We start from the raw sequence: 21,325 nt of genomic DNA, 5'->3' as shown, positions 1-21,325 counted from the left end.
GAGGCGTGGTGCGAACTGCGGCAGGAGCGGCGTACGTTCTTTTTTAGCCGGATTCGCCATGCCTCATCCATCACTACGGGTCAACACATGGACCGTGCCGATGTATTCCATCTCATACACCCCTCCAAACGGCTTCCGCAAAACTTCCGGATAACCTAGCTTATCGGCCGTCGACATTCTAATAAAAAATCTTTATGCTCCAGCTTTTTAACTCCCAACCAAATAGAAATTTACCAAAATAAAATCAGTATCGATATTTAACTATCTGCCGAAGCGAGCACAAGATCATGAAAATCATTTGAACCCGAGAATATTGAATTCAGCCTAGACCCCAAAAACTCAGCTTGATCACTTTCGATCGGCCGCCGATTAAATCGACCGATATAACCAGAAAGAACATCTCGCGCCAGCACCAAAGGAGTAGCCAAACAACAATGATCCCTCAAGAAACAATGAACAAGAGTTGGATCACGTAAATATTTATTAACCCAATAAGCCAAACCTTCACTTGAGAAAAGCGCTTTATCAAAGTGCCCAAGCAGAGGCTCAACAAAATCCGGACTCCGGTAATTTATCTCCTCTCGCGCGCTCATCATCCATTCAAAAACACTGATCTGCTCAATAGTATTAGAAAGCAAAATATCATTGGGAGCGAAGTTATTCACATAAGTTGCTATGATAGTTTTATGATCCCCCCTAATATCACTGCCTCTAAATTTACCTTTACTGCGTAGCACGGGAGTTGAGTTTTTCACCAACTCAACCGAGTAAATATTTCCAGCGCACTTGAAAAATACGTGATTAAATCCAGCCATTCGGCAACGCAGAAGATAAAAAGCCGAATAATATAGCTTCACTATCGCCCACGAATGTCCTCCACGCGCAATACTATCAAGCGCTTCAACAATACTTAATAATGCTTTAAAAAAAGTATCGGCTGCATCTGATGCAGTTGCTTCTTCCAACCTCACTATCAAGGCATCACTGACTTGCAAAGATTCAATCTTCTTCTTAAACAGGACCTTATCTACTGCAAGTTGCGCTGGATCTGAACAACCAATTTCCTGCTCTATAAGAATCTGCGCCTTAAATCTTTTAGAACTCATACTCAGAATGATCGGGGAGTGAATTTAAAAGATTGCTTTCCAAGAGGTCTTTAATTGACTTCCTGGCGGTTTTACCATCTTTACCTTTCAGATCCTCCCAAGTTATAAGACCTTCTTTTTCAAGACCAATGAAATTCTTCATCGTAGAAACGGAGAATGAACCGTGCTCCGCGCATCTCTTTATCAACGAGTCCACAAAGAAATCCAACGCCCCATTAAATCCTGCGGCTCGAATAAATGGGTTCTTCGCAGTACTTTCCCATATTCCAGCACTTGAATAGTACTCACGTATTGCAAGGAAGAAGTTTGCTATAGCGGCCCGCTGTTTATCAAAGTCTCTGAGCTTATAAGTATGAAATGTTCCAGTTTTCGGCTTCAAATGATCTTTAAGAGCCGAGACAAAAGTAGACAATTCAATATTCCCTTGACCTCTTGGCGCTCCAGGGAATTTTATTAAACGATATAGTGGAGAATCAGTCTCATCATTGAGCGAGCGAGCAAGATCTGTAGCCCGATTTATAGAGTGATCTTCATCGTTTTCAACCTCTCCAAACAGATCAAAAACAAGGCTTTTCGGCACTGGGCGCTGCTCTGTATTTATGTTAAGAAAAATCCGCGCTGCTTCTTGCGTCGTCAATCCGACGCACAAGGTCGCCAGCAAGTCAGTCTCTCCGATCTCAGGCCTTTGCTCTATTGCTTCAGCCAAGCCTGTAAGCCTGTGCTGGCCATCCAAGACCTGGGCAGCGGACGGAACCAAGGGTATAGAAATCTTCTGCTTCCCAAAATCTGGAGTGTACGTCTCTTCAGTCCAATTTAAAATAAATGAATTGAAAAAAGTATTTCCTTCAAGGACATAATTTTTAATGTCATTGATTCTACGAGTACTCAGTGGTCTTTGAACGGCACCCTCTTCTTTATCTCGCCCTCTAACCGCAACGTAATGTATTGCAAGCAAGTCCTTTGCTTTAATAGCAAAAGTGTAGGCAGGAATAACCCCAAACTTAGTTTCAAGGTGAGTTACACTTATTTTTTTATATTCTATTTTCTTCTTAGTCGCCATATTAACCTCACTAGAAATTACGCAACAAACTGGCCACACCGATTATGACTCTCGTTGAGCCGATAGGCAAGCCCCAAGAGTTCATCATCAACAACAACTTCACGGACAGAAAAATCTTCAACTTAGCCTTGTGCTCTACAGAGAGACCAACGCGATAGGTTTAGGAAACGTATGAAGATGGTCAACGCCCCCGATTTCAACAACTAATACGTGCCGCATTCGAGTTCCTACGCATAGCGTCAGAGTTCTGATAATACATGTCACAGCCTATAAATGGACGAGCCGCTGTGCTAGCCAACCTGATGCTAAAGCATCCACCTAGCTTCCTCATAGTTTTGTCAATGAGCAAGAAGGCGCCGGTCAACATCAATCTGCGTGCGCAGCAGCACTACCTCGTCGTCTCGCCTTGCAAGATTCTCTCGGAGTCCTGCAACCACTGCTGCCCCGCTTGCAACGTGCTGAGCGAGGGCGCCGTATCGATCTGCAAGATCGCGGCCGGCAGTGGCGTGGGCCTGGGCTTGCGCCCGGGCAGTGGCTGCGCTGCGTTCGGCTGCGAGGCGCAGCCGCTCAACGCGATCAAGATCAGCGCGCACAACAGCGTCGCGCGCAGGGCGGGCCTGGGTGAATGCATCGGATGCCTCCTGGGTTTGTGTTGCGTGGGTGGATTCGGCGGTGGCGAGCTTTCGCTCCAGGGTCAGGCCCGCGACGGCCTGGCCGGCCACTTGCTGGGCCTGGGCCGCGATCAGTCGCTGATGGGCGAGCTGCTCGGTGTGCAGACGCCACGTCTGCAGGGCCAGCAGCACGGCCAGCACCAGGGCGCCCGCCTGCCAGGCCTTGGACTTGATGGCTTCGAGCATGGCTACACCCCCAGCCACGGCAAGTACTTCAGACGCCTGGACTGCAGCGGCACGGTGTTGCGTACGTGCTCGCGGTTGATGTCGTAGGCGCTTTGGCCGTAGCCCTGCCACTTCTCTCGGCTCTTGACGCTGTGCAGCTCGACGTGGCCGAACCACTGGTCGGCGTCGCAGCCTGCCCGCAACGTGCACAGCTGGCGGTCCTGCTGGAGGTGGCTCCAGCCGCCGTTGTAGGCTGCGTCGCAGAAGGCCACGCGCACCAGTGCATCAAGGTCTGGCGACAGCGCCTGCAGGCGCGCATCGCAGCCGCGCAGCTTGATGATCGCCGCGCGCACACTCAGTTCGGGCCGCTCATAGACCGACTGCCAATCCAGATCCTCGAGGGCGGATGGGGCCATGCGCCGCACTTCGTCCAGGCTGTCAAAGCGCAGGGCGCCGCTCTTGGTCCATGCGCGCGTGAGCTGGGCCAGGCCGCCACCCTCTTCCCGCGAGGTCTTGAGGCGCGCGGTCGAGGACCAGCACATGGAGTGCGAAAGCGATCGGCAGGACTCCTGCTCGAACAGCGCGCCCAGGTAGCTGCGGCGAGGGATCTTGGGCCAATGGGCGTTGATCTCGTCGACGATCATTGGCGCCATGGCCTCGGCGCGGGCCAGGCCGGCGAGCTGGCGCGCCTGCACCTCACCCGCCTGGGCAAACTGCGTCATCGATGCCCAGACGATGGCCACGACCATGGCGCCACGCAGCACACATAGCGCCAGGAAGGCCAGGCCGGCGCCGATGGGGTGCTCGAGGGCCTTGATCCATGCATCGCGGCCGTGGGCATAGTCGGCCATGGCCTTGGACGCGCTGAGCGCCACGGCCACAGCCACTGCCGTCCACGACAGCCACAGCAGCCGCACCACGGGCTCGCGCCAGCCGTTGGGACCAAGGGAGTTGATGACGATCACAGCCAGAGGCAAGGCCAGCACGGCCCACCACCGCCAACGCTTGAGGGGATTCACAGGGGACTCCATTTCTTCAGGACACAAAAAAGCCCGCCGGTGTTGCCACGCGGCGGGCGCTGAAAAGCGGGTGCGAATCTAGACGTCGATCCGGGTGTAGACGAGGTCCGGGGCCGGCCCCGTCACGGCGCCGTTGCGCACGAATACAGGCGTGCCAGCCTCTATCTCGAGGGGGTTGTTGACGATGGATGTGCCACCGCCCGGGTACTCGACGCGGGCCGTGGCGCCGAGGCGAGCAACCAGGGTGGCATAGAGCACTGGTGGCTCGGTTTGCAGCCGCTGCAGGCGGCGGAACAGATTGATGATCATGCGATGGACCTTTCGACTTCGAGGGCCTGACGAATGGATGGCGCGTCGACCGAGACTGTGATGCCGCGCACCAGGCCCCGCCAGGTCTCATCAGGCTCCTGCACTTCGATCAGGTAGCCAGGCAGGATCAGCCCAGGCCTGGTGCCGCCTGTGAGCAGGGGCACAGTGATGGGCTGCTGGTGCGTGATAGCCGACGCGGCCAGCACGGATTGCCCGCGCATCCGGGCCGCGGCGACCTCGGTGATCAGCGCATCCGTGATCTGCGGGGCGAGTCGGTCGCCTGCAGAGCCTGCACGCGTGACATGGCCCAACGGGCGACCCGGCCCCGTGCCAGCGATGTAGACGGCATTGAAGTGGGCCGCCTGGACCGGCTCCAGGCTGTCGGCGGTGATGATCTGCCCAGCCATGACAACGTCTGCAGGCGCGCCGGCCCAGGCCCATGGAAGATGGGGGAAACGGGGTGCGATCTGCAGCCGGGGCTCCGACCTGTGGCTGCGAACCACCGCACCGGCCGCCTCGGCGACGCGCTGGGCCACTGACAACGGCGTGCCGCTGTGGCTCCACACGTTCTCGGGCACCAGCCAGTCGTCGATCTGCCAATCCAGGCCGATGCCTGTGAGATCGAGCGCATCGAGCACCAGCTGCTGGGCAGTGCGCGGCACGGCGCTGGTCCAGTCCGTATCCGCAAACGCAGGCGCGGACAGCAGCGAGGTGATGCTGCGGCCGGTGAGCTGCACAGCGTGCTCGCCGAACTTGCGCGTGCGCGATGGCGGGTCAACCAGAAACACCCATTGGATGCCATCTATGGTGACGCGGATCTGCTGCGGAACGCCCTGCCGGGGCGCCAGTTGGTCCAGCAGCGAAAGCTTGCCCGAGGCCGTCATGGTCCAGCCGTATTCGTCGTCGTTCGTGGTGATGTTGATGGTCTGCAGCGGCACGCGCTCCAAGCTGGGCAGCAGCACCGCATCAATGGTGTGGACAGTCATGTAGACCCTCAATAGCGGAATGACATAGCGCGGCGGCTCGGGGTTGACGCCGCCCTTGCAGCAGAAAAAGACCAGCTCGGTGCTGCCCGTCCAGGCCTGCGAAAACACCAGCTCCACGGCGCCCCCGGGCGGCGGCACGTAGCACGGCGGCGGCTTGGGCGGATCGACCGGCCGGCCCGGCGTGATGCCCGGCGGCGGCACCATGGCGTCCTGATACCGCGCACCGCCCATGACCACGGCCATCTGCAGGGCGTCGCCCATGCTGCTGGTGTGCCAGGCACCCCGCTGCATGCCGTCGCCGAAGGCCTGCGCGGTGGCGCGGCGCACGCGGATGGCTTCCTGGAATCGCTGCAGCACAGCCGCCTGGGCGGCCAGGGCGTTGTCCATGCCCTGGCGCGTGGCCAGGTGGACGCAGATGGCTTCCTGCCAGGCCTGGGCGGTGATGCCAGCCACGGCCAAGGCGTTGCCCATTCCCTGGCGTGTGTCCAGTCGCAGGCGCTGCGAGTCCTGCCAGCGGTGCACGGTGGCCGCGCCGGCAGCCATGGCCTGCCCCCCACCGATGCGCGTGGTGCTGCTGGCCGCGGCCGACTGCTGGTAGACCGACACAAGGACGCCACGCGCAGCTGCGGCCTCTTGGAAGGCAGACAGCGTGCCGCCCACAGCCGGCCGGTCGGTGCGCGTCTGGTAGGCCGCGCCGAGCACAACCCGTGCGCCCGGCAGCCGGATGACAGTGGCCGCTGTCTTGCGCCGCAGGGCACGAATACCCACGCGGGCACCAGGCAGGCGAATGGCTGCCCGCGCGACCGCGTCCTGCCCCGAGCCCGAATCGTCCTCATTGCCGAACACCAGCTCGTTGGGCGAACCACCGGCCAGCGGACGACGGAAGATCAGCTCGATGATCGCCATGGGCTACTCGATGTAGCTGGTCGGGGCCAGCGTGAGGTAGCCGCCGGCATAAAGCTGCGTGCTGTCGGGGATCTGGATCTGGCCGTCGCCGCCTTCGGCCGACACATCCACGTCCATCACCAGCGCGCCCGCCGCAGACACGATGCGGCCCCAGGTCGCAATGCCGGATTCGAGGATCATGGCGCCTGCTGCATCGCGGGCCAGCAGCCGCAGCCGGCCGGCCACGATCTCGCCGCAGGGCCTGGCCAGCGGCAGCTCTACAAGCATGGGCAGGCCCGAGGCCTCTCCGAAGGCGGGCCGCTCGGCGTCTGCGAAGAACCGAACGCAGGCCGTGCCCGAGCCCACGTCCAGCAGCAGGTCGCGCAGGCCCTGCAGGCGGGCCTCGTTCGCGGCCATGGTGATTTCAACGCCGCGCTGTGTCATGGCATGGCCTCCGGCGTGACGCGGTCGGCGACCACGGCGCGGAAGTCGCCCTCATGGTCGTAGCTGAGTACGGTGTACGCGGTGGTGCTGTCGATGCGCGCGAATTCGTAGTCGCCCTGGGCGTTGCTCCAGGCTTCGCGGATCAGCAGGCCGTCGCGGTCGCGGTACAGCCGCACGCGGCGAGAGACAGGCACCTTGGGACTGTTCTTGTCCTCTTGCTCGACGGTACGGCCGCGCACTCGGCCAAGGCCGTTGCCGCCCAGCACATAATCCAGTTGCCCGGCCGTTCGGACCCGCAGCGGCCTGGCGATGTTGGAAGAGATCTCCCGGCCGCCAACGCCGACCACGGCGTTCAGCCCCAACACACTGACGGGGTAAGTGACTTGCGCCATGGTCATCAACGCCAGGGGCCTGTGATGTCGACGAATCCGTAGCCGGAGGGCGCGCCAGTAGACGTCGAGTGGGGCAATGCCAGCAGGCGTTTGTCAGTGCCATCTTCCAACAAATAGGTGTCTCGTTCAAAGTACGGTGCGGTATTTGCCTGGGGCACATATCGGAAGCCAGGTATGAGCGCCCGAGGAACAGCCACCGAGACCGGACTGTTATCCACGTAGGTGCGTGTGAACTTGAGTTCGCCATCCACATCGCTGGGGAAGTTCCCCAAAAAGCTGTCTGCCCCAGACGAGGCCGGCCCAATAAAACTGATGTAACGCGGAGCCACAGCGCTACCCAACCCCGTTATTGCCCTCGGCAGATAGAGTCTGGAATTCGTTGTGTTCTGCTCAAGCGAACCAGAGGATGGGGTTGCGTATCCATCGGTAAGGTTTGTCGACCCCATGAGCACCGTGGCGAATGCATCGCCTGCACGACGCAACGCCAGCAAGTCACCGAATGCGCGACTCCCGCCGGCAGTCGCCGTCGTTGAACTTGATGAACCCGGCGCCACGTTTTCGAGAAAGAACCTCGTGTCTCCGACCAGGCACCAGCGAACCGCTGTCGAGCTTGCGACTGTGCTTTTGCCCCAATACAGCCCCACAGGCTGCTGGATGGCTGTCGGAAACGGGCCCTGCCCCACATCGATGGCCGACATGCTCTCGTAGCCGCGCATGGCGGTCGTGCGGGTGTCTCGGTCATCCACATAGAGGTACATGCCGTAGCTTTGCGGATCGGTGGACCGATACACAGCCTGGTTGGTCCCAGAGAACGGCTTGGCCCAGCCCAGCGGCGCGTACTTGAAAGTGATGCCCGCGCCGGTGTCCACGCTGTCAGGCGCGGCAGTGCGAAACCGGAACAAGCCGCTGGCAGACTCGGACACCCGCTGCTCGCCGTTGAGCATGGCCTGCGCGGCGCCATCAATCAGCAGCACGCTGTCCGGCGGCGGCGGCAGTGCCGCGCCCGCTGTGAATTCCACTGTGGCCACGCCGGCTGCCACGGTGATGCGGGTGGCCGCGCGCAGGCCGAAGCCTGTGACCAGACAGGCATCGAGCACAGCAATTTTGCTGCCCACCTGGCCGGCCTGCACGGGCGCCCCATACATGGTTGAGAGAAAGTGCTTGACGCTGGTATCGACAAGGGATGCCATGGGTGATCTCCAAAAAATCAGGGCCGGTCGACGCTGCCGCGCACCAGGTGCTCGAACTGGTAGTCATCGACCACAGCCTCGCTGGGCTGCACGGTGCGGATGAGGGCATGGGGGGCAATGCCGCCCTCGGTGTTGATGCGCAGCACGTTGCCCGCGCTCCAACCCTGGCCCCAGCCGAGGGCGCGGATCGTGATGTAGGGCACGCCGCTGATCGGGTTGATGGGCGCGAAATCCACGTTGGTGGAGCCCGTGCCCAGGTTGCCGACGTGCTCGCCGATGAACTCGAAGGTTGTCGCGCTGGTGAAGCGGCACATCCAGCGCTCGGGCAGCGCGCCGGCATTGGTGACGAGCAGGGGCGCGATGGTGTCGTTGTAGCTGGCGAGGGCCTCGGGACCATCGACCGTGTCCTGCCAGATGTTGGTCCAGGTGGCCTGGTCAAACATCTGGCTGACACGGGCGCGCAGCGTACCTGCCATCAGCGCGCTGGAGACCACGCTGCCAACAGGAAACTCATGACTGAGCTGCTTGGTGATCGCCAGCATGCCGTTGATCTGCACATCGCTGACCCGCGCCATCTCTTCGATGCGGTGCTGGAAGGTCACGGGCTGGGACCAGCCCGTGATGTCGCTGACGGTGATCTTGCCGGCCTCCAGATCCACGCTCCAGCCCTGCTGGATACGCTGGCCATCGGCGCCGATGACATAGGCCCGCGAGAGCCGCACGCGGCCGCAGTTGATGACCTGGCCGTTGGCCACGGTGACGGGGCCGACCGTGCCTGTGTGGCCGATCACGATGTAGCTGCCCACGCGGTAGATGGGCACGCGGCCATCGGGCGGCAGGCGCACGGGGTCCAGGCCGATGACGTCCGCGTCCAGCGGCAAGTAGAAATAGCTGACGCTGTTGTAGCGCAGCGTGGTCGGGTCCACGGGCCAGGGGCGCCAGATACGGTTGGGCTGCACGGCGCCAATGTCATCGGCCGAGTACCACCACTCGGTCTTCTGGGCAGCGGTCAGCGCGGTGTCCAGCACATAGTCACCGAACTGCAGCTCGACCACACCGCTCTGGTAGTCGATCTTGCCGCGCAGGTGCGTGCCCGAGATGACGCCATCGATGCCGGCCGATGCCGTGATCTGCTCGCCGGTGGCGTCAGACAGGTTCATCACGAAGCCGCTGGGCTTGATGGGCGCGGCGGCCGTGCGCATGAATATGCTGGCCGTGGTCCAGTTCTGGCGCACTGTCCACAGGCTCTCGACCGCCAGGTCCGTCGCCGGGCCATCGACCAGATAGTCGAAGATCCGCGCCACGCCGCTGGAATAGTCCAGCGCGCCAGCCACGATGCCCAGGGCCGTGGACGTACGGTCGCGCACCAGCACGCCGTCGTAGTCCTCGTAGACGTGGCCCATCCAGCGGAAGCGCACGCTGCCCGGCACGATGTAGTCGGTGGTGTAGGGGCACAGGTCCAGCACCACCGGCTCGGGCGTGAAGTTCATGACGTGGTGCTGGGCACTGGCGAAGTCCTCGGCATAGGTCACCGTCACCGTGCTGGCCGCCAGCAGCTCCTCACTGACCGTGGTGTCGCTGCGGTCGCCGCCCTTGGACACCGTGGAGAGGCTGGGGTCGCTGCCGCCGCCACCCATGGTGGTTTCTTCGAAGCTCTGGGCGTTCTCGTAATCGCTGTTGTAGCCCTCGGTCTTGCTATCCAACTGGACGAACTTGATGTTCAGGAATTTGCCCGGGTAGTTGATGGTGCCGTCCGGGCCGAACGTGCCCTGGCCGTCATCGGTCAACAGGTGGCGCACTGTGTCCTGCGTCTTGCTGGTCTGGTAGCTGGACCGGCTGTGCGTGGACGACGAGCTGGCCGAGGTCTTGGTGGTCTGCAAGACGATGCCAGAGGAAACTCCTGCCATGGTTTTTCTCCCTTGATTGATCAGGCGCCCCAGCGCCGGTATTCCACGCCGCCGATGGACTTGACGCCCGCCGTGTACTCGGCATCCGTCCAGACCACGCCATCGACATCGGGCGGCACGTACTGATTGCCCGTGGGCGAGCTGGTGGCGCCGACCTCGATGTAGACGGACCCGCCGCTGGCGCGCGCCCCGCCCTGGGCCATGTACTTGCCCGTGGTCGAGCCATCGGACAGGGGCACGCGCGAGGTGATGACGGGCGCAGGCGCCGGGGGCACCTGAGGCAGGTAGCTGAATTTGCCGCTGCCGCCGTTTTTGGAGGCCGAGGTGCCACCGGATGAGGCGCCGGAGCTGGCCGAGAGATTGCGCACTGTGATCCATCCCACGGACACGGTGCCGGGCGCAGGGATGGTGTCCAAGGTGATCGCACCGTAGCCGCCTGCGTCGAGGACGACCGTGACGTTCTTGCTCACTGTCACGGCATAGTCGTACTCAATGGCGAACTGCCCACCTGCGTCGATCATGAATTGCGGGCGCAGCAGCAGCGCGGCCGAGGCGTAGTTGATCTCGCCCGTGGCGGCGCCCTGCAGGTCGCCCTGGCCGTTGTCCGTGGCCGTGCGCAGCACGCCGCCCGAGGTCCACTTGATGACCAGAGAGCCCGGTTTGATGCCCTGGTGCGGCAGGCGCATGGCGTGCTCGGGCAGCCGCCAGCCCGTGGCGCTGGAGCGGTTGACGAAGGCCGAGGCCTCGCCCCACTGGAAAATAATGGAACTGCCCACATCAGGCAGCGCAGGCAGCGTCACGGACACCGAGCCGTTCGCATAGTTGACAGTGCCCACGGCCGAGCCGGTCAGTTCGCCCTGACCGTTGTCGGATGCGGTGTACCAGACGCCCATCACCTGAAACGACACGACGAGTGTGTTCGGGGCCGGGAACGGCTTGAGGATGGCCACCCAGCTGAAACTGCGGTTTTCCTGGCCGACCTTGATTCGCCTGGTGTGCGGCGCGTTGGGCACACGGATCTCGCGCGGCGAGGTGGCGAGCACTAATTCCCGCACGCCGGCCGGGCGCTGGTCCAGCGCCGCAGTCTCTGTGCGCGAGTTGGGCACCAGCTGTGTGTAGATGCTGGCCACCCGCAGCATGCTCTCGCCCAGTTGCACAGCCGCTGTCACCGGCTGGGCGCCGTAGAAGCTGGCCGCATCCGCGACGGTGGTGTCCCGAATGCGAGTCTTGCTGGCGTCCATCGCGTAGCCCCGGTTCGGCGGTGATCCGGGGAAGGCGCTGCGCAGCCTGGGGGTGATTTCGCACGTAGTGACACTGGCCGTGTAGTCGGTGTAGCCACCGCTGGACGAATAGCTGAACTGCAGGGTCTCGGTCTCGGCGCGCAGCACGCGCACGTACTGCAGCACTTGGCTGGCCAGCCCCTCGTTGTAGACGAGGATCAGGGTGCGGCCGATGGTCGGCGCGGGCGTGCCGGGGCGGTGGAAGATCTTGATCGAGGCCTGGCCCTGGACGTGGTTCTCCAGCAGGTAGCCGCCCCACTCCGTGCCAGGGATCAGGTAGGCCGCAATGGCCGCCGCGATTTCCGAGCGGCGCGCAAACACGCTGCAAGGGGCGATGGTGATGGACACATTGGGGTCGTTCGGCACCGCCGAGACGATGATATTGGTGTCCATCAGCGGCTCGGTGGTGGGCGTCTGCACAGCCGCGTGCACCTGGCGGATGGACACGTCGCCGCCGGCGCGGTCGACCTCGGTGATGTCCTCGAAGACGCCATTGCTCTTGCCCCAGGGGATGACGTTGCCAGTGGGGCCGCCGCCGCCGTTGGCGTCATCGGTCATCACCTTGGATTCGAGCAGGCGGATGTCGCCGTCTTTGATGGTCATAGGGTTTCGCTCGCTTCGATAAAGCGCAGCACAAGGCTGCAGTAGTAGTCCTCGTCTTCGGGATCGCTGTATTCGATGACCGACTGCATCGCCATGGCGCGGGTCTGCTCGGCATCACCGTGGTCGAAGACGACCTCAAATTCATCGGCCAGGATGCGCAGCGTCATGCGCAGCCCGGGAATGCCGGACCAGGCCTTTAGCGTGCGCAACGTGGCGCGCGAGATCCACGCGCTATTGCCGTCGCCCTGCAGCGTGATCGGCTGGCCCCCGTTGCGGGCCATGGCATCGATGACCAGCGTGCCGAAGATGCCGCGCTCGGTCTTCTGGGTGACCTTCGACCAGGTCAGTTCGTCCACCCAGATCAGGTCACGCGGCAGCTCCAGCACCTGGGCGCCGTTGGACAAAAAAATGCTCATGAGGTCAGGCTCCCAGCTGAATCTTTTGCTGCTCGATCACGCGCAGCACCTCGCGGGCCAGCGCCTCGATTGACTGTTGGCCCGTCAGGTTTGTGGGAACGGGGTAGGCCATGCTGTTGCCGATATAGATGTTCACGATGCGGTCGATGCGCCCACCGCCGCCGCCACCAGTACCGCCACCGCCTTCGCCACCACCACCACCACCGCCCTCGGCCTTCTTCTTGGCGGTCTCCATGGCTTCGCGGATCTTCAGCGCGTCAAGTTCCCGGTCGAACTCGAACATGGTGAGATCGCGCATGTAGTTGCCCAACTGCCCGGCCGTTGTACGGAACGGGTTGTCACGCTCGTACTGCTCCAGCCATGCCTGTTTCCAGGCTTCGGCCTCCTCCCGGCTGTTGAACGTGGGCACAAGATCCTGGGCAGCGGTCGTGCCCCTGTTCATGTACTTGGAGTCGTCGACCTCGCGGTTGCGGTTGTCCTGACGCTGCTGGAAGGCTGCGCTCAGCATCTGCCCCTGCTTGACCAGTTGCTGGACCTTGTCGGAGACCTTGTCTGCCTCGATGCCCATGCTGCGCAGCACCTCGGCCGCCGTGCGGCCCAGCTTCTTGAAGGAGTCGCCCGCGTCATCCGTGGAGCGGCGCAAGTCCCCCATGGCCCTGAGCGTGGCCCGTCCTGTCTCGTCAACCTCGATCTTGAAGCCGCGCACCGCAGCCATGGACTTGACCCATTCAGGCGCAATGCCCTTGTTGGCGGCGATCGCGTCTTCGGCCGCCTTCTTGAAGCCTTCGCTCAATTCCCGGGCACTGGCCTTGCCGGAGGCCACCATGAATTCATAGGCAGAGCGCGAGCTGCTCGCCACTTGCTTGAGCGCCTCATCTGAGGTGATGCCCAGCGCCTTCATGGCTTCGCGCAGGCTGTTGATGCCTGGCTTGGCCTTGTCCAGGGCATCGGACAATTCCAGCGCCTTGGTCTTCGCCTGGTCGAGGAGTCCGTCCGCCACCTTGTCGCCCAGGACCTTGCGCAGCTGCTCGACGCGCACGCGCACCTCGTCGAGGGCCTTCTGGCTGTCGGCGGTGTTGATGGCCTTGACCAGGCTGGCCTCGAGCACGCGGCCGGTGTCAATGCCCTGCTGCTTGAGACGATCGAGGCCCCGGATCACGACATCAAGATCATTCAGCGCGCTGCGCGACGCCTTGCCAATGCCGCCCTCCAGGGCGGTGAACTCCAGCCCCGTGCGCTGCACGGCGGCGCGCAGGACGTTGTCCATCATCTCGGCCACGCGCTCACCCTCGCGCGTGGCCGCCGCCAGGGCGCCCTGCAGGCGTTGGCGCAGGGCATTGACCACTTCCTCGGAGGCACCGGCCTGAATGGCCTCCTCGATCTGCTTGCCCAGCTTCCTGGCATCGCTCCCCGCACTGGCGAAGGCCTGGCGCGCCAGGATCTCGAACTTCATGAGATCCTGGCCTTCGAGTGCCTTGGCCCAGGCGCCCTGGAACTCGCTCGCACTGAGCTTGCCGTCCGCGACCAGCTTGTCGAGCACGGCCGAAGCATTGCGGATGCCCGGCGCCGACCCCAGATCGAAATCCTTGCCGATCTTGGAGATGGCCTCGGCCGCCGTATCGCCCTCCTTGCGCAGCTTGTCGAACTGGCCAATCAGGCCCGTCGACTCCTTGTTCAGATCGAAGCTGCGATTGCGCACCTCCTCCAGGGCCACGGCTTGGCGGCGCAGGGCCTCGGCATGCTGTCTGGCAGCCTCTTCGGCCAGGCGGGTCTGCGCTTCGTTTTCCTTGAGCGCATCGCTGTGCCCCATTACCTTGGCGGCCGTTTCGCCCATCCATGTGCCGAGCTTCTTCAGCTCAGGCAAGAAAGCGACGACGGAAACGGCCAATCCCACAGGACCGCCCAGAAACCCCGTGACAGCCCCTATGCCTCGTCCGAGCAGACCGACCTTGCCAGTGGCGGCCGTTGCGGCGGCCCCCAGGGCACCCTTCGCGGCCGTGGCCGTGGTCAATGCGGCAGTGCTGCGGACGGTCTGGCGCTGCAGCTCGCCCTGCGACACGGTGACACCCTTGAGGGCATCGCCGAACCCTGCCCAGGACTTGGCATTCGCAGCCTGTGCCGCCGTACTGGCAGCCGAGGCCGTGGCGTTTGCCGCCTGGGCCGCCGCACTGGCGTTCACCGCAATGGCATTGGCACGGTGCGCAGCCGTGTTCGCGGTTGTGGCCACGCTGTTGGCCTCAACCGCCTGCGTGGCTGCCAGCGTCTTGGTCGCCCAGCCCGCGAACCATTCGGCGATCTTGGCGATCTGCATGGCGCCCCAGACCTTGCCAGCCGCCGTCAGCGTGTTGACCAGGATGTCAAGATTGCCGGCCAGGGCGTCGATGACCTTGGCCGCGTTCGCGCTGCTGATCAGGCCCTTGTCGGCCGCGCCGACATACAGGGTCCACTGCGTGGAGAGGTTCTGCAGGGCACGGCCCACGGTGGGCGGAAGCTTGCCGTACTCGCGCGCCACCACATCTGCCTGGCCCTCCAGGGCCTTCATGACGGTTTCCGCCGTCAGGGCGCCCTGCCCGGCCATCTCCCGCAGCTCGGCCGTGGTGACATTCAGGCCCTTTGCCAGCGCCTCGGCCAGGCGGGGGGCCTGCTCCATCACGCTGTTGAATTCTTCGCCGCGCAGTACACCCGACTGCAGGCCCTGGATCAGCTGCGTCAGCGCGGCCCTGGCGGACTCGGCCGCGCCGCCCGACAGTTGCGTGGCCTGGTTGATGGTGGTGGTCAGCCGCAGCGCCCGCTCCTGCGCGGCGGCTGCAGCCATGCCGCCCTCCTGCGAGGCTTTGGTCAGGCGCGCGAACAGGTTGCCGGTTTCCTCCAGCGAGCTGTTGGTCGCCAGGGCAACGCGCTGCACACCGCCGAATGACTTCTCGAACAGTGGGCCTTCGCCCGTGGCGAGCTTGACACGGGCCTCGAGGTTCTTGAATTCGTCGGCCGTCGCGCCCACGTCCTTGATCAGACCACCGAAGTAGCCCCCGCCAATCGCCAGCGTGGCAATCTGCTGGATGCGCTGCAGCTGCGCGCTGATCGATGACATGCCCTCGCGCAGCGTGCGCTGGTTCGCTGCCTGCACCTGGGTGGACTGCGAGGATGCTGCAGCGGCCTGCTGGTAAGCCGGCGCCATGGCCGCCACGGCCTCTCGGACTTGCTGCACGGCGCCCTGCAGGTTGCGCTCCTGCGCCGTCAGGTTCGTGGTGCTCAGGCCCACGGCCTGCATCTGGTCGCGAACGGCGGCCAGTGTGCCGTTCTTGACGCGCAGCTCGCTCGACAGCTTCGCGGCGCTGCCGATGGCCAAGTCATATTCCTTGCGCAGGGCAGCCTCGGCGTTCTGCGCCGTAGTCGCCGCCTGGGCCGCTTCGCGCTGGCCGGCCTGCTGAGACTTCAGCTCGGCGGTCGCAGCCTTGATGCCCTCCTTCAGGCCCGCAACAGTATTGCGGTAGTCGTCCGTGCGCCTGGCTGTTCCCGTGGTCTCATCGCGCACGGCCTTGAGGGCGTCTTTCTTGCGCTGCAGTTCGGCCTGGGCCTGCTGGGTGGCAGTCGTCGCTGTCTTCTCGGCGGTGGCGAGTGTCTGCGTTTTGCCGCCCGCTTCCTGCAGCTCGTTGCCCAGGCGATCGACGGTGGAGACGGCTTTTTCAAACTCCTGCGACAGAGACTGCGTCTGCAGCTTCAGTGCCCCGAATTCGTTGAGCGCCCGCTGCTTGGCGCCCAGCGCCTCGAGGGCCTGGGCTGCGTCCTGGGCGCTTTTCTGCAGATCGCCCTCGAGCACATCCCCGACATCCCGCAGCGTCTTCGCCAGTTGCTCGGCATCGGCCTCGCCCTTGACGGCGGCTTCGATGTCGTATTTGATCTTTGGGTCTGCCATGTTGGGCGCTCAGAGGTCAGGTAATGAAGGGATTGATCTGGTGCATCGCACTGGTGTGCGCGGGTTTGCCGCTGGCCCTGCTGGGCCTGTGGCTGGATTCCGAGCGCCTGATGGCGATCGGCGCCGGGGCCATCGCCACCGTGGTGGTGGGATGGCCGGTGCTGCTGCTGATGGGCGCGGTACAGACGTCTGCACCGCGCCGCTGATCAGTCGCCTGCAGTCGGGAGACGGACCTCGTAGCCCTCGGTCTTTCCGGGCGGCGTGACGATCTTTCCGGTCAGCGTGATGGCCGAGTAGTCCGAGCCCAGGAAGTCGAAACCGTTGTTGGCGCCCAGCACGCATTCGTGGACGTCCGCTTCGATAGGCGACCCGTCGACCATGTTCTTTCCATCGAAGCGCGCCTGGCAACGCACCTGGGTGACACGCCCGCCCAGGATCTTCTTGCCGTCGACAGCCTGGTACGTCGCGGACAGCTTCACCACATCGTTCTTGGCAGGCGCGCCGGCGGCCGCAAGTACACGGATCTCCCCGCGCAGCCAGTTGACCTCGTAGTGGGTGCCAAGGACAAAAGGATCGCCTGCGCCATCAGGAGCGAGAGAGAAGCCCTGCTCCACCAGGTTGCGCTTACCCACTGCCAACCAGACGCCCACGGCGCTGATCGTCATTTCCTGAGCGGTGATCGTGCCGGCGCCCTGGGTGAGCTTCGCGACCAAGCCCTGGAACTGCATCGCCATGGCGGTCGTGCTGGCGGCCGACAGCTCGATGGTGATCTCGGTGGGCTTGGGCAGCACCACCGAGGCCCGGGCCTGGCCATAGTCGAGGTGCGACCGGGATTCCGAGACCTTCTCCTCGAAATTGGGCTTGATCTCGAACTTGTCGGCATCCAGTGGTGGCCCGAAACCGTCATAGGCCAGTGTGGCCGTGTTCCAGGGGTTCAGCGAGACAAGGCCGCCGGCCAGGATGGCACGTGCTGTGGTGGACATGGTGATTTCCTTCCAAAAAAACAAAACCCGCGCGAGGCGGGCAATCTGCTGAGTCGATCCGACGCCTATGTCGGATCGCGGTAGGCGAGCGTGAACAGGCCCAGAACCAGGGCGCCGCCCACGTCGATGTTTTCGAGCTGGTAGCGCACCTCGCCCTCGGCCATGCCGCCGCCCTCGATCTCGATGCCCATCTGCGTGAGCAGCGGCATGCACTCGAGCACGGCACGCTTGGCGACGCGGTAGTCGGCATGGGCCTGCTCGCGTGCGGCTTCCACCCGGCTGATGACACCGAGGGAGAATCCGTAGGAGCGTCGGGGACGCTGGCCGGGCTGGTCGCCCCTGGGCTTGTCCGCCTGGTCCTCCACGAACAGCACCCGCCCGCCTGTCTTCAGGTCGGCAGCGGCCAAGGGGTTGTCGCGCAACACAGCACCCTGCAGACCTGGTGCAGCCTGCAGCGCCTGGTAGACGGTGCGCCCGATCACGAAAGGCGCGCCGTAGCGCAGCACGTCAGGATGGGGCTGGCTCATGGCTGCACGCTGCCCAGCAGCGCCTCCATCTCAGATCCATCGTTAACGCGCTTCGGCTCGGCCAGAACACGAAAACGGTCGCCGACCCGCACGCCGATGGTGGGCTCATCGGCCAGCATGATCAGCACATCGCGCTCATGCAGGTCGTGGATGGAGGGCAGCCGCAGCGTGCGCTCTGCAGCGAAGACCCGGCCATCCAGAGCCTCGTCATCCATGACGCCGAGAATCCCTGCGGCCGAGCCCACGACAGCGCCCTGGCGCTCGATGGAGAACGCAAGGGCGAAGTCGTCGCCGTAGAACACTTCGCGCAGGTCGCGGTCGAGGTCCAGCATGGTCAGGCCTTCTCGCCCTTGGCCTTGTCGTCAGCCAGGCGCTCGGCTTCGGCCTTCTCCGCAGCAGCCTTCTCGGCAGCCAGGCGCTCGGCTTCGGCCCTCTCCGTAGCAGCCTTCTCGGCTGCCAGGCGCTCGGCTTCGGCCTTCTCCGTAGCAGCCTTCTCGGCCACCAGGCGCGCGGCTTCGGCCTTCTCCGTAGCAGCCTTCTCGGCCACCAGGCGCGCGGCTTCGGCCTTCTCGGCTGCAGCACGGGCTGCGTCGATCGCTGGGTCCTCCAGCACGCCCAGCGCGACCAGAGCCGCGCCCTCGTCGGCCTTGAGCGTGATGGGGCTGCCCACGCTGTGGCGCTTCCCGTCATGCTTGACGGGCGACAGTACGGTGTACTTCGGCATGGCCGTTACGCTGCCGCGCCCTGGAACAGGAAGCCCGCCGTGGCGCCGACCAGCTCGGGGCTGTAGGCGTCGCAGACAGGGTAGTACCAGGTCTGCTCGTTCTTGCCGAAGTACGGCTCTTCGACCTGGGGGCGGTCCTTGAGCTGGTAGGTGTAGCCGTAGTTGGGAGATCCGCGCTGTTGCATGGAGGCCGGCGTGGTGTAAGCCAGGATGGCGTCCAGGCCCCACATGTCCTTGAAGCCACCGTCCTCGTAGTAGGTGGCTTCGCCTTCGACGATGCGATCGATCTCCAGCAGACGCTGCAGCTGCTCGATGGTCGCCGGCACACGGTCCACCGTCACGCTGATGCGGTCCAGGATCTTGGGGTGGTTGCGCAGCGCCGACAACACCCGGGGGCCAACGGTCATGACATTCGGCTTTTTGCCGATCTTTTTGCGTATCACTTCCTTGGCCTCGTTGACATCCTCGGCCGGGTTGCTGTTGGGATCGGTCCACTTGCTGGAGCCGGACAAGGCCGTCTTGTTTTCCGTGGGGTAGTTGGCAGGGTTGCGAGCCAAATCGGCGGCGAGCTTCTCGCGCTCATTGGCCATCACGTCCTGCACCGTGTTGACCGCCATGGCGCCCATGTCGATGCCGGGAACGGCCTGTGCTTCCTCTTCATTCTCGATGGGGACCTGGCCTTCCAGGCGGTGATCCACCAGCGAGTACTTGCCCTTGGCATAGCCCAGCTGGATGCGCTTGGTGTTCGCACCGGGCGCACGGGCCGTGTTCACCAGGCGAAAGCTCTCAGGGCCGAAAACCAGGATAGTGCCGGCGCGCTGCCCGACCTGCACGATGGGGAACAGGATGCTGGCGATCTTGGCATTCGGCGAGCCGTAGCCCCGCGCCACCTCGGTGAGGATGGGATCGACGACGCGGAGATCGGAAAGGTTGGGTTGCGGCATGAGTTTCTCCAGAGAGGGATTCAGGGATGGGATGGATCAGGCGGCAGCGCTGACCAGGCCGGCGGACGGAACCAGCAGCACCTCGATGCGCTCGCCCGCTGCGGCAGCTGCGCCGAGCGCTCGGGCCACGGGGCTCTTGCTGCCCACGGTCAATGGCACGACGCGGCCCTGCGCGTCCACCATCAGTGCTGCGTCCAGGGTGACGGCAGCGCCCGCCTCGACGATGGAAGTGCCCTGCACATCGACGGGCAGCAGATCGCCGGCCTGGGCCGCGCTGGTGCGCGTGACGCCGAAGGCAACGCCGCCGGCGGTGGGATAGCCGCCGGACTGCGTGATGAAGCGTTCGGCCGAGACGGCGGCGCTCGCCACCACGGTGAGGGTCAGAGTGGAAATGTTCCCGGAGGGCATGTTGTGCTCCTAGTAAGGGGGTTGACGATCCGGGCGCTCAGCTGGCGTAGCCCAGTTCCTTGAGCGCGGCGACGAGGCTGATGCCCTGCTCCTTCGCCACGGCCTTGGCCTCTTCGACCTGCTGCGCCTTGGTCTTTTCGCCCTTGTCGGCCGGGGCGGCGCTGCCCTTGGCGGCGGGCGGCGCATCCTGCTTGTGGGCCTCGATGGCAGCAGCGCGCAGCGCCTTCTCAGCGCCCAGCACCGCCAGGCTGGCGTCGGCGGCCGAGGTCTTGCCGTCGAAGGCCAAGCCCTGCAGCAGTTCCTCGTGGCCTGGCAGGCCCTCGCCCACGGCGAGGACCGCCTTGATGCGGTCGCGCTCCTGGGTGGCACCCAGGACGGTGAACTCGGCCTGGATGGCCGCGAAGAGAGAGGCGTGGTCCTGCTCGAAAGACGCACGCGTGATGGAATCGGACATTGCTGTTTCCTTTGGATCACGGGTTGAGGATTTGTCTTTGGGCGCAGCACCGGCGCTTGCTGACGGGGCCACCGGCTTGATCACGGCCTTGCGGCGCGATGCGAACTCGGTGGGATCTGCGGCCATGCGGTCCAGCAATGCGTCGAGGGTGGAGACACCGTCCACCAACCCCGCATCGACGGCCTGCTGGCCACGGAACACGCGGCCATCGGCCATGTGCTCCAGAACTTGCTCGGCGCTGACGCCCCGGTAACGCGCAACGTCGTCCACGAACAGCGTGTAGACGTAGTCGACGTCCGCCTGGACAACGGCCCGGGCCTCATCGGACAGGGGCTCGTTCGGCTTGGACAAGCGCTTGTATTTGCCGGCGGTGATGCTTTCCTGCTGCACGCGAGACGAGGGGTCGAACTCCCGGTCCACCACCACGCCGATGCTGCCCACGCTGACGACAGAGCCGCTGACAAAGATCGCGTTGGCGCCGCTGCCGGACCACATGCCCGCGCTCAGCAGCATCTCGCTGGCGTGCAAGACCAGCGGCTTGATGGCACCGGCGTCGTGGATGGCCTGGGCAAACTCCGGTACGCCGATCACGTTGCCGCCAGGCGTGTCCATCGCCACCACGATGCTGCGCACCCGCGCGTCTGCCAGGGCGCTTTCGATCTGCAGCGTGGCCTGCCGGGTGCTGATACCGCCCGAGACGCGCATGAACAGGTTGGCCTTGGGGGCCATCACACCGGACAGCTTCAACAGCGCCACACCGCCGGGCAAGACCTCGTACTCCTGCTGTTCGTGCGCCAGCGGCCGGCCCAGCCGGGCCTCGATGGCGTCAAGGTCCAGCTTCTCGCCGCGCAAGTGCATGGCGTAGATGCCCTGGATCTCCCGCAGCATGCCCGGCTCGATGGCCCAGGCGCCAAGAATCATGTCGTGCAGCGTCATGGT

21 protein-coding genes are annotated in these 21,325 nt (G+C 63.7%); 1 reads left to right on the top strand and 20 read right to left on the bottom strand.

The window, feature by feature from the left end; all coding sequences use genetic code 11:
- Positions 1-257: 257 nt before the first annotated feature.
- The 13 genes from ACF8O7_RS03290 to ACF8O7_RS03230 form a co-directional block, all read right to left on the bottom strand.
- A complete protein-coding gene (locus tag ACF8O7_RS03290) occupies positions 258-1,106 on the bottom strand; it encodes a hypothetical protein (protein ID WP_392442342.1) in 849 nt (282 codons plus the stop codon).
- Positions 1,096-2,166 (bottom strand): DGQHR domain-containing protein, encoded by a 1,071-nt coding sequence (locus ACF8O7_RS03285; RefSeq protein WP_392442340.1) that lies wholly within the window; start codon positions 2,164-2,166, stop codon positions 1,096-1,098. Before ACF8O7_RS03285 ends, ACF8O7_RS03290 begins: the two co-directional genes overlap by 11 nt.
- A gap of 338 nt (positions 2,167-2,504) precedes the next feature.
- The gene (locus tag ACF8O7_RS03280; RefSeq protein ID WP_392442338.1) at positions 2,505-3,023 is read right to left on the bottom strand and encodes a hypothetical protein; all 519 of its coding nucleotides are present in this window, start codon (positions 3,021-3,023) and stop codon (positions 2,505-2,507) included.
- Positions 3,024-3,025: 2 nt separating this feature from the next.
- Positions 3,026-4,021, bottom strand: a complete 996-nt coding sequence (locus ACF8O7_RS03275; RefSeq protein ID WP_392442336.1) for a hypothetical protein — start codon at positions 4,019-4,021, stop codon at positions 3,026-3,028.
- A 78-nt stretch (positions 4,022-4,099) separates the two neighbouring features.
- Complete coding sequence (locus tag ACF8O7_RS03270) at positions 4,100-4,330, bottom strand: hypothetical protein (protein WP_392442333.1); 231 nt, start codon at positions 4,328-4,330, stop codon at positions 4,100-4,102.
- Complete coding sequence (locus ACF8O7_RS03265; RefSeq protein ID WP_392442330.1) at positions 4,327-6,222, bottom strand: hypothetical protein; 1,896 nt, start codon at positions 6,220-6,222, stop codon at positions 4,327-4,329. Before ACF8O7_RS03265 ends, ACF8O7_RS03270 begins: the two co-directional genes overlap by 4 nt.
- Positions 6,223-6,225: 3 nt before the next feature.
- Positions 6,226-6,645 (bottom strand): hypothetical protein, encoded by a 420-nt coding sequence (locus tag ACF8O7_RS03260; protein WP_392442328.1) that lies wholly within the window; start codon positions 6,643-6,645, stop codon positions 6,226-6,228.
- Entirely contained in the window at positions 6,642-7,037 is a 396-nt protein-coding gene (locus ACF8O7_RS03255) for a hypothetical protein (protein ID WP_392442326.1), read from the bottom strand. Before ACF8O7_RS03255 ends, ACF8O7_RS03260 begins: the two co-directional genes overlap by 4 nt.
- Positions 7,038-7,042: 5 nt before the next feature.
- A complete protein-coding gene (locus ACF8O7_RS03250; RefSeq protein WP_392442323.1) occupies positions 7,043-8,227 on the bottom strand; it encodes a hypothetical protein in 1,185 nt (394 codons plus the stop codon).
- A 17-nt stretch (positions 8,228-8,244) separates the two neighbouring features.
- Positions 8,245-10,134 (bottom strand): hypothetical protein, encoded by a 1,890-nt coding sequence (locus tag ACF8O7_RS03245; RefSeq protein ID WP_392442321.1) that lies wholly within the window; start codon positions 10,132-10,134, stop codon positions 8,245-8,247.
- Between the two features lie 20 nt (positions 10,135-10,154).
- Complete coding sequence (locus tag ACF8O7_RS03240; RefSeq protein WP_392442318.1) at positions 10,155-12,017, bottom strand: hypothetical protein; 1,863 nt, start codon at positions 12,015-12,017, stop codon at positions 10,155-10,157.
- Positions 12,014-12,433, bottom strand: a complete 420-nt coding sequence (locus ACF8O7_RS03235; protein ID WP_392442316.1) for a hypothetical protein — start codon at positions 12,431-12,433, stop codon at positions 12,014-12,016. Before ACF8O7_RS03235 ends, ACF8O7_RS03240 begins: the two co-directional genes overlap by 4 nt.
- Before the next feature lie 4 nt (positions 12,434-12,437).
- On the bottom strand, positions 12,438-16,346 hold the full coding sequence (locus tag ACF8O7_RS03230) for a tape measure protein (RefSeq protein ID WP_392442313.1): 3,909 nt from the start codon (positions 16,344-16,346) through the stop codon (positions 12,438-12,440).
- A gap of 23 nt (positions 16,347-16,369) precedes the next feature.
- On the opposite strand from ACF8O7_RS03230, the gene ACF8O7_RS03225 reads away from it, so the two are divergent.
- Positions 16,370-16,552, top strand: coding sequence for a hypothetical protein (locus ACF8O7_RS03225; RefSeq protein WP_016445138.1), 183 nt, complete (start codon positions 16,370-16,372; stop codon positions 16,550-16,552).
- Here the strand turns inward: ACF8O7_RS03225 and ACF8O7_RS03220 are convergent, their stop codons facing one another.
- The 7 genes from ACF8O7_RS03220 to ACF8O7_RS03190 all read right to left on the bottom strand — a co-directional run bounded on the left by ACF8O7_RS03220 (position 16,553) and on the right by ACF8O7_RS03190 (position 21,322).
- Positions 16,553-17,329 carry a hypothetical protein gene (locus ACF8O7_RS03220; protein WP_392442311.1) on the bottom strand — a complete coding sequence of 259 codons (777 nt, stop codon included), beginning with the start codon at positions 17,327-17,329 and terminating at the stop codon, positions 16,553-16,555.
- A gap of 65 nt (positions 17,330-17,394) precedes the next feature.
- Positions 17,395-17,856 carry a hypothetical protein gene (locus ACF8O7_RS03215; protein WP_016445136.1) on the bottom strand — a complete coding sequence of 154 codons (462 nt, stop codon included), beginning with the start codon at positions 17,854-17,856 and terminating at the stop codon, positions 17,395-17,397.
- Entirely contained in the window at positions 17,853-18,188 is a 336-nt protein-coding gene (locus ACF8O7_RS03210; protein WP_392442308.1) for a hypothetical protein, read from the bottom strand. Before ACF8O7_RS03210 ends, ACF8O7_RS03215 begins: the two co-directional genes overlap by 4 nt.
- Positions 18,189-18,190: 2 nt before the next feature.
- A complete protein-coding gene (locus tag ACF8O7_RS03205) occupies positions 18,191-18,580 on the bottom strand; it encodes a hypothetical protein (protein WP_392442306.1) in 390 nt (129 codons plus the stop codon).
- Between the two features lie 5 nt (positions 18,581-18,585).
- Entirely contained in the window at positions 18,586-19,524 is a 939-nt protein-coding gene (locus ACF8O7_RS03200; RefSeq protein ID WP_392442304.1) for a hypothetical protein, read from the bottom strand.
- A 36-nt stretch (positions 19,525-19,560) separates the two neighbouring features.
- Positions 19,561-19,932 carry a capsid cement protein gene (locus ACF8O7_RS03195; protein ID WP_392442302.1) on the bottom strand — a complete coding sequence of 124 codons (372 nt, stop codon included), beginning with the start codon at positions 19,930-19,932 and terminating at the stop codon, positions 19,561-19,563.
- Between the two features lie 37 nt (positions 19,933-19,969).
- Positions 19,970-21,322, bottom strand: coding sequence for a S49 family peptidase (locus ACF8O7_RS03190; protein WP_392442299.1), 1,353 nt, complete (start codon positions 21,320-21,322; stop codon positions 19,970-19,972).
- Positions 21,323-21,325: the final 3 nt, after the last annotated feature.

It is taken from the genome of Delftia sp. WSY_16, assembly GCF_043104415.1.
In the GTDB taxonomy this organism is placed as follows: Bacteria; Pseudomonadota; Gammaproteobacteria; order Burkholderiales; family Burkholderiaceae_C; genus Comamonas; species Comamonas tsuruhatensis.
This window is presented reverse-complemented; position numbering and strand designations above follow the sequence as displayed.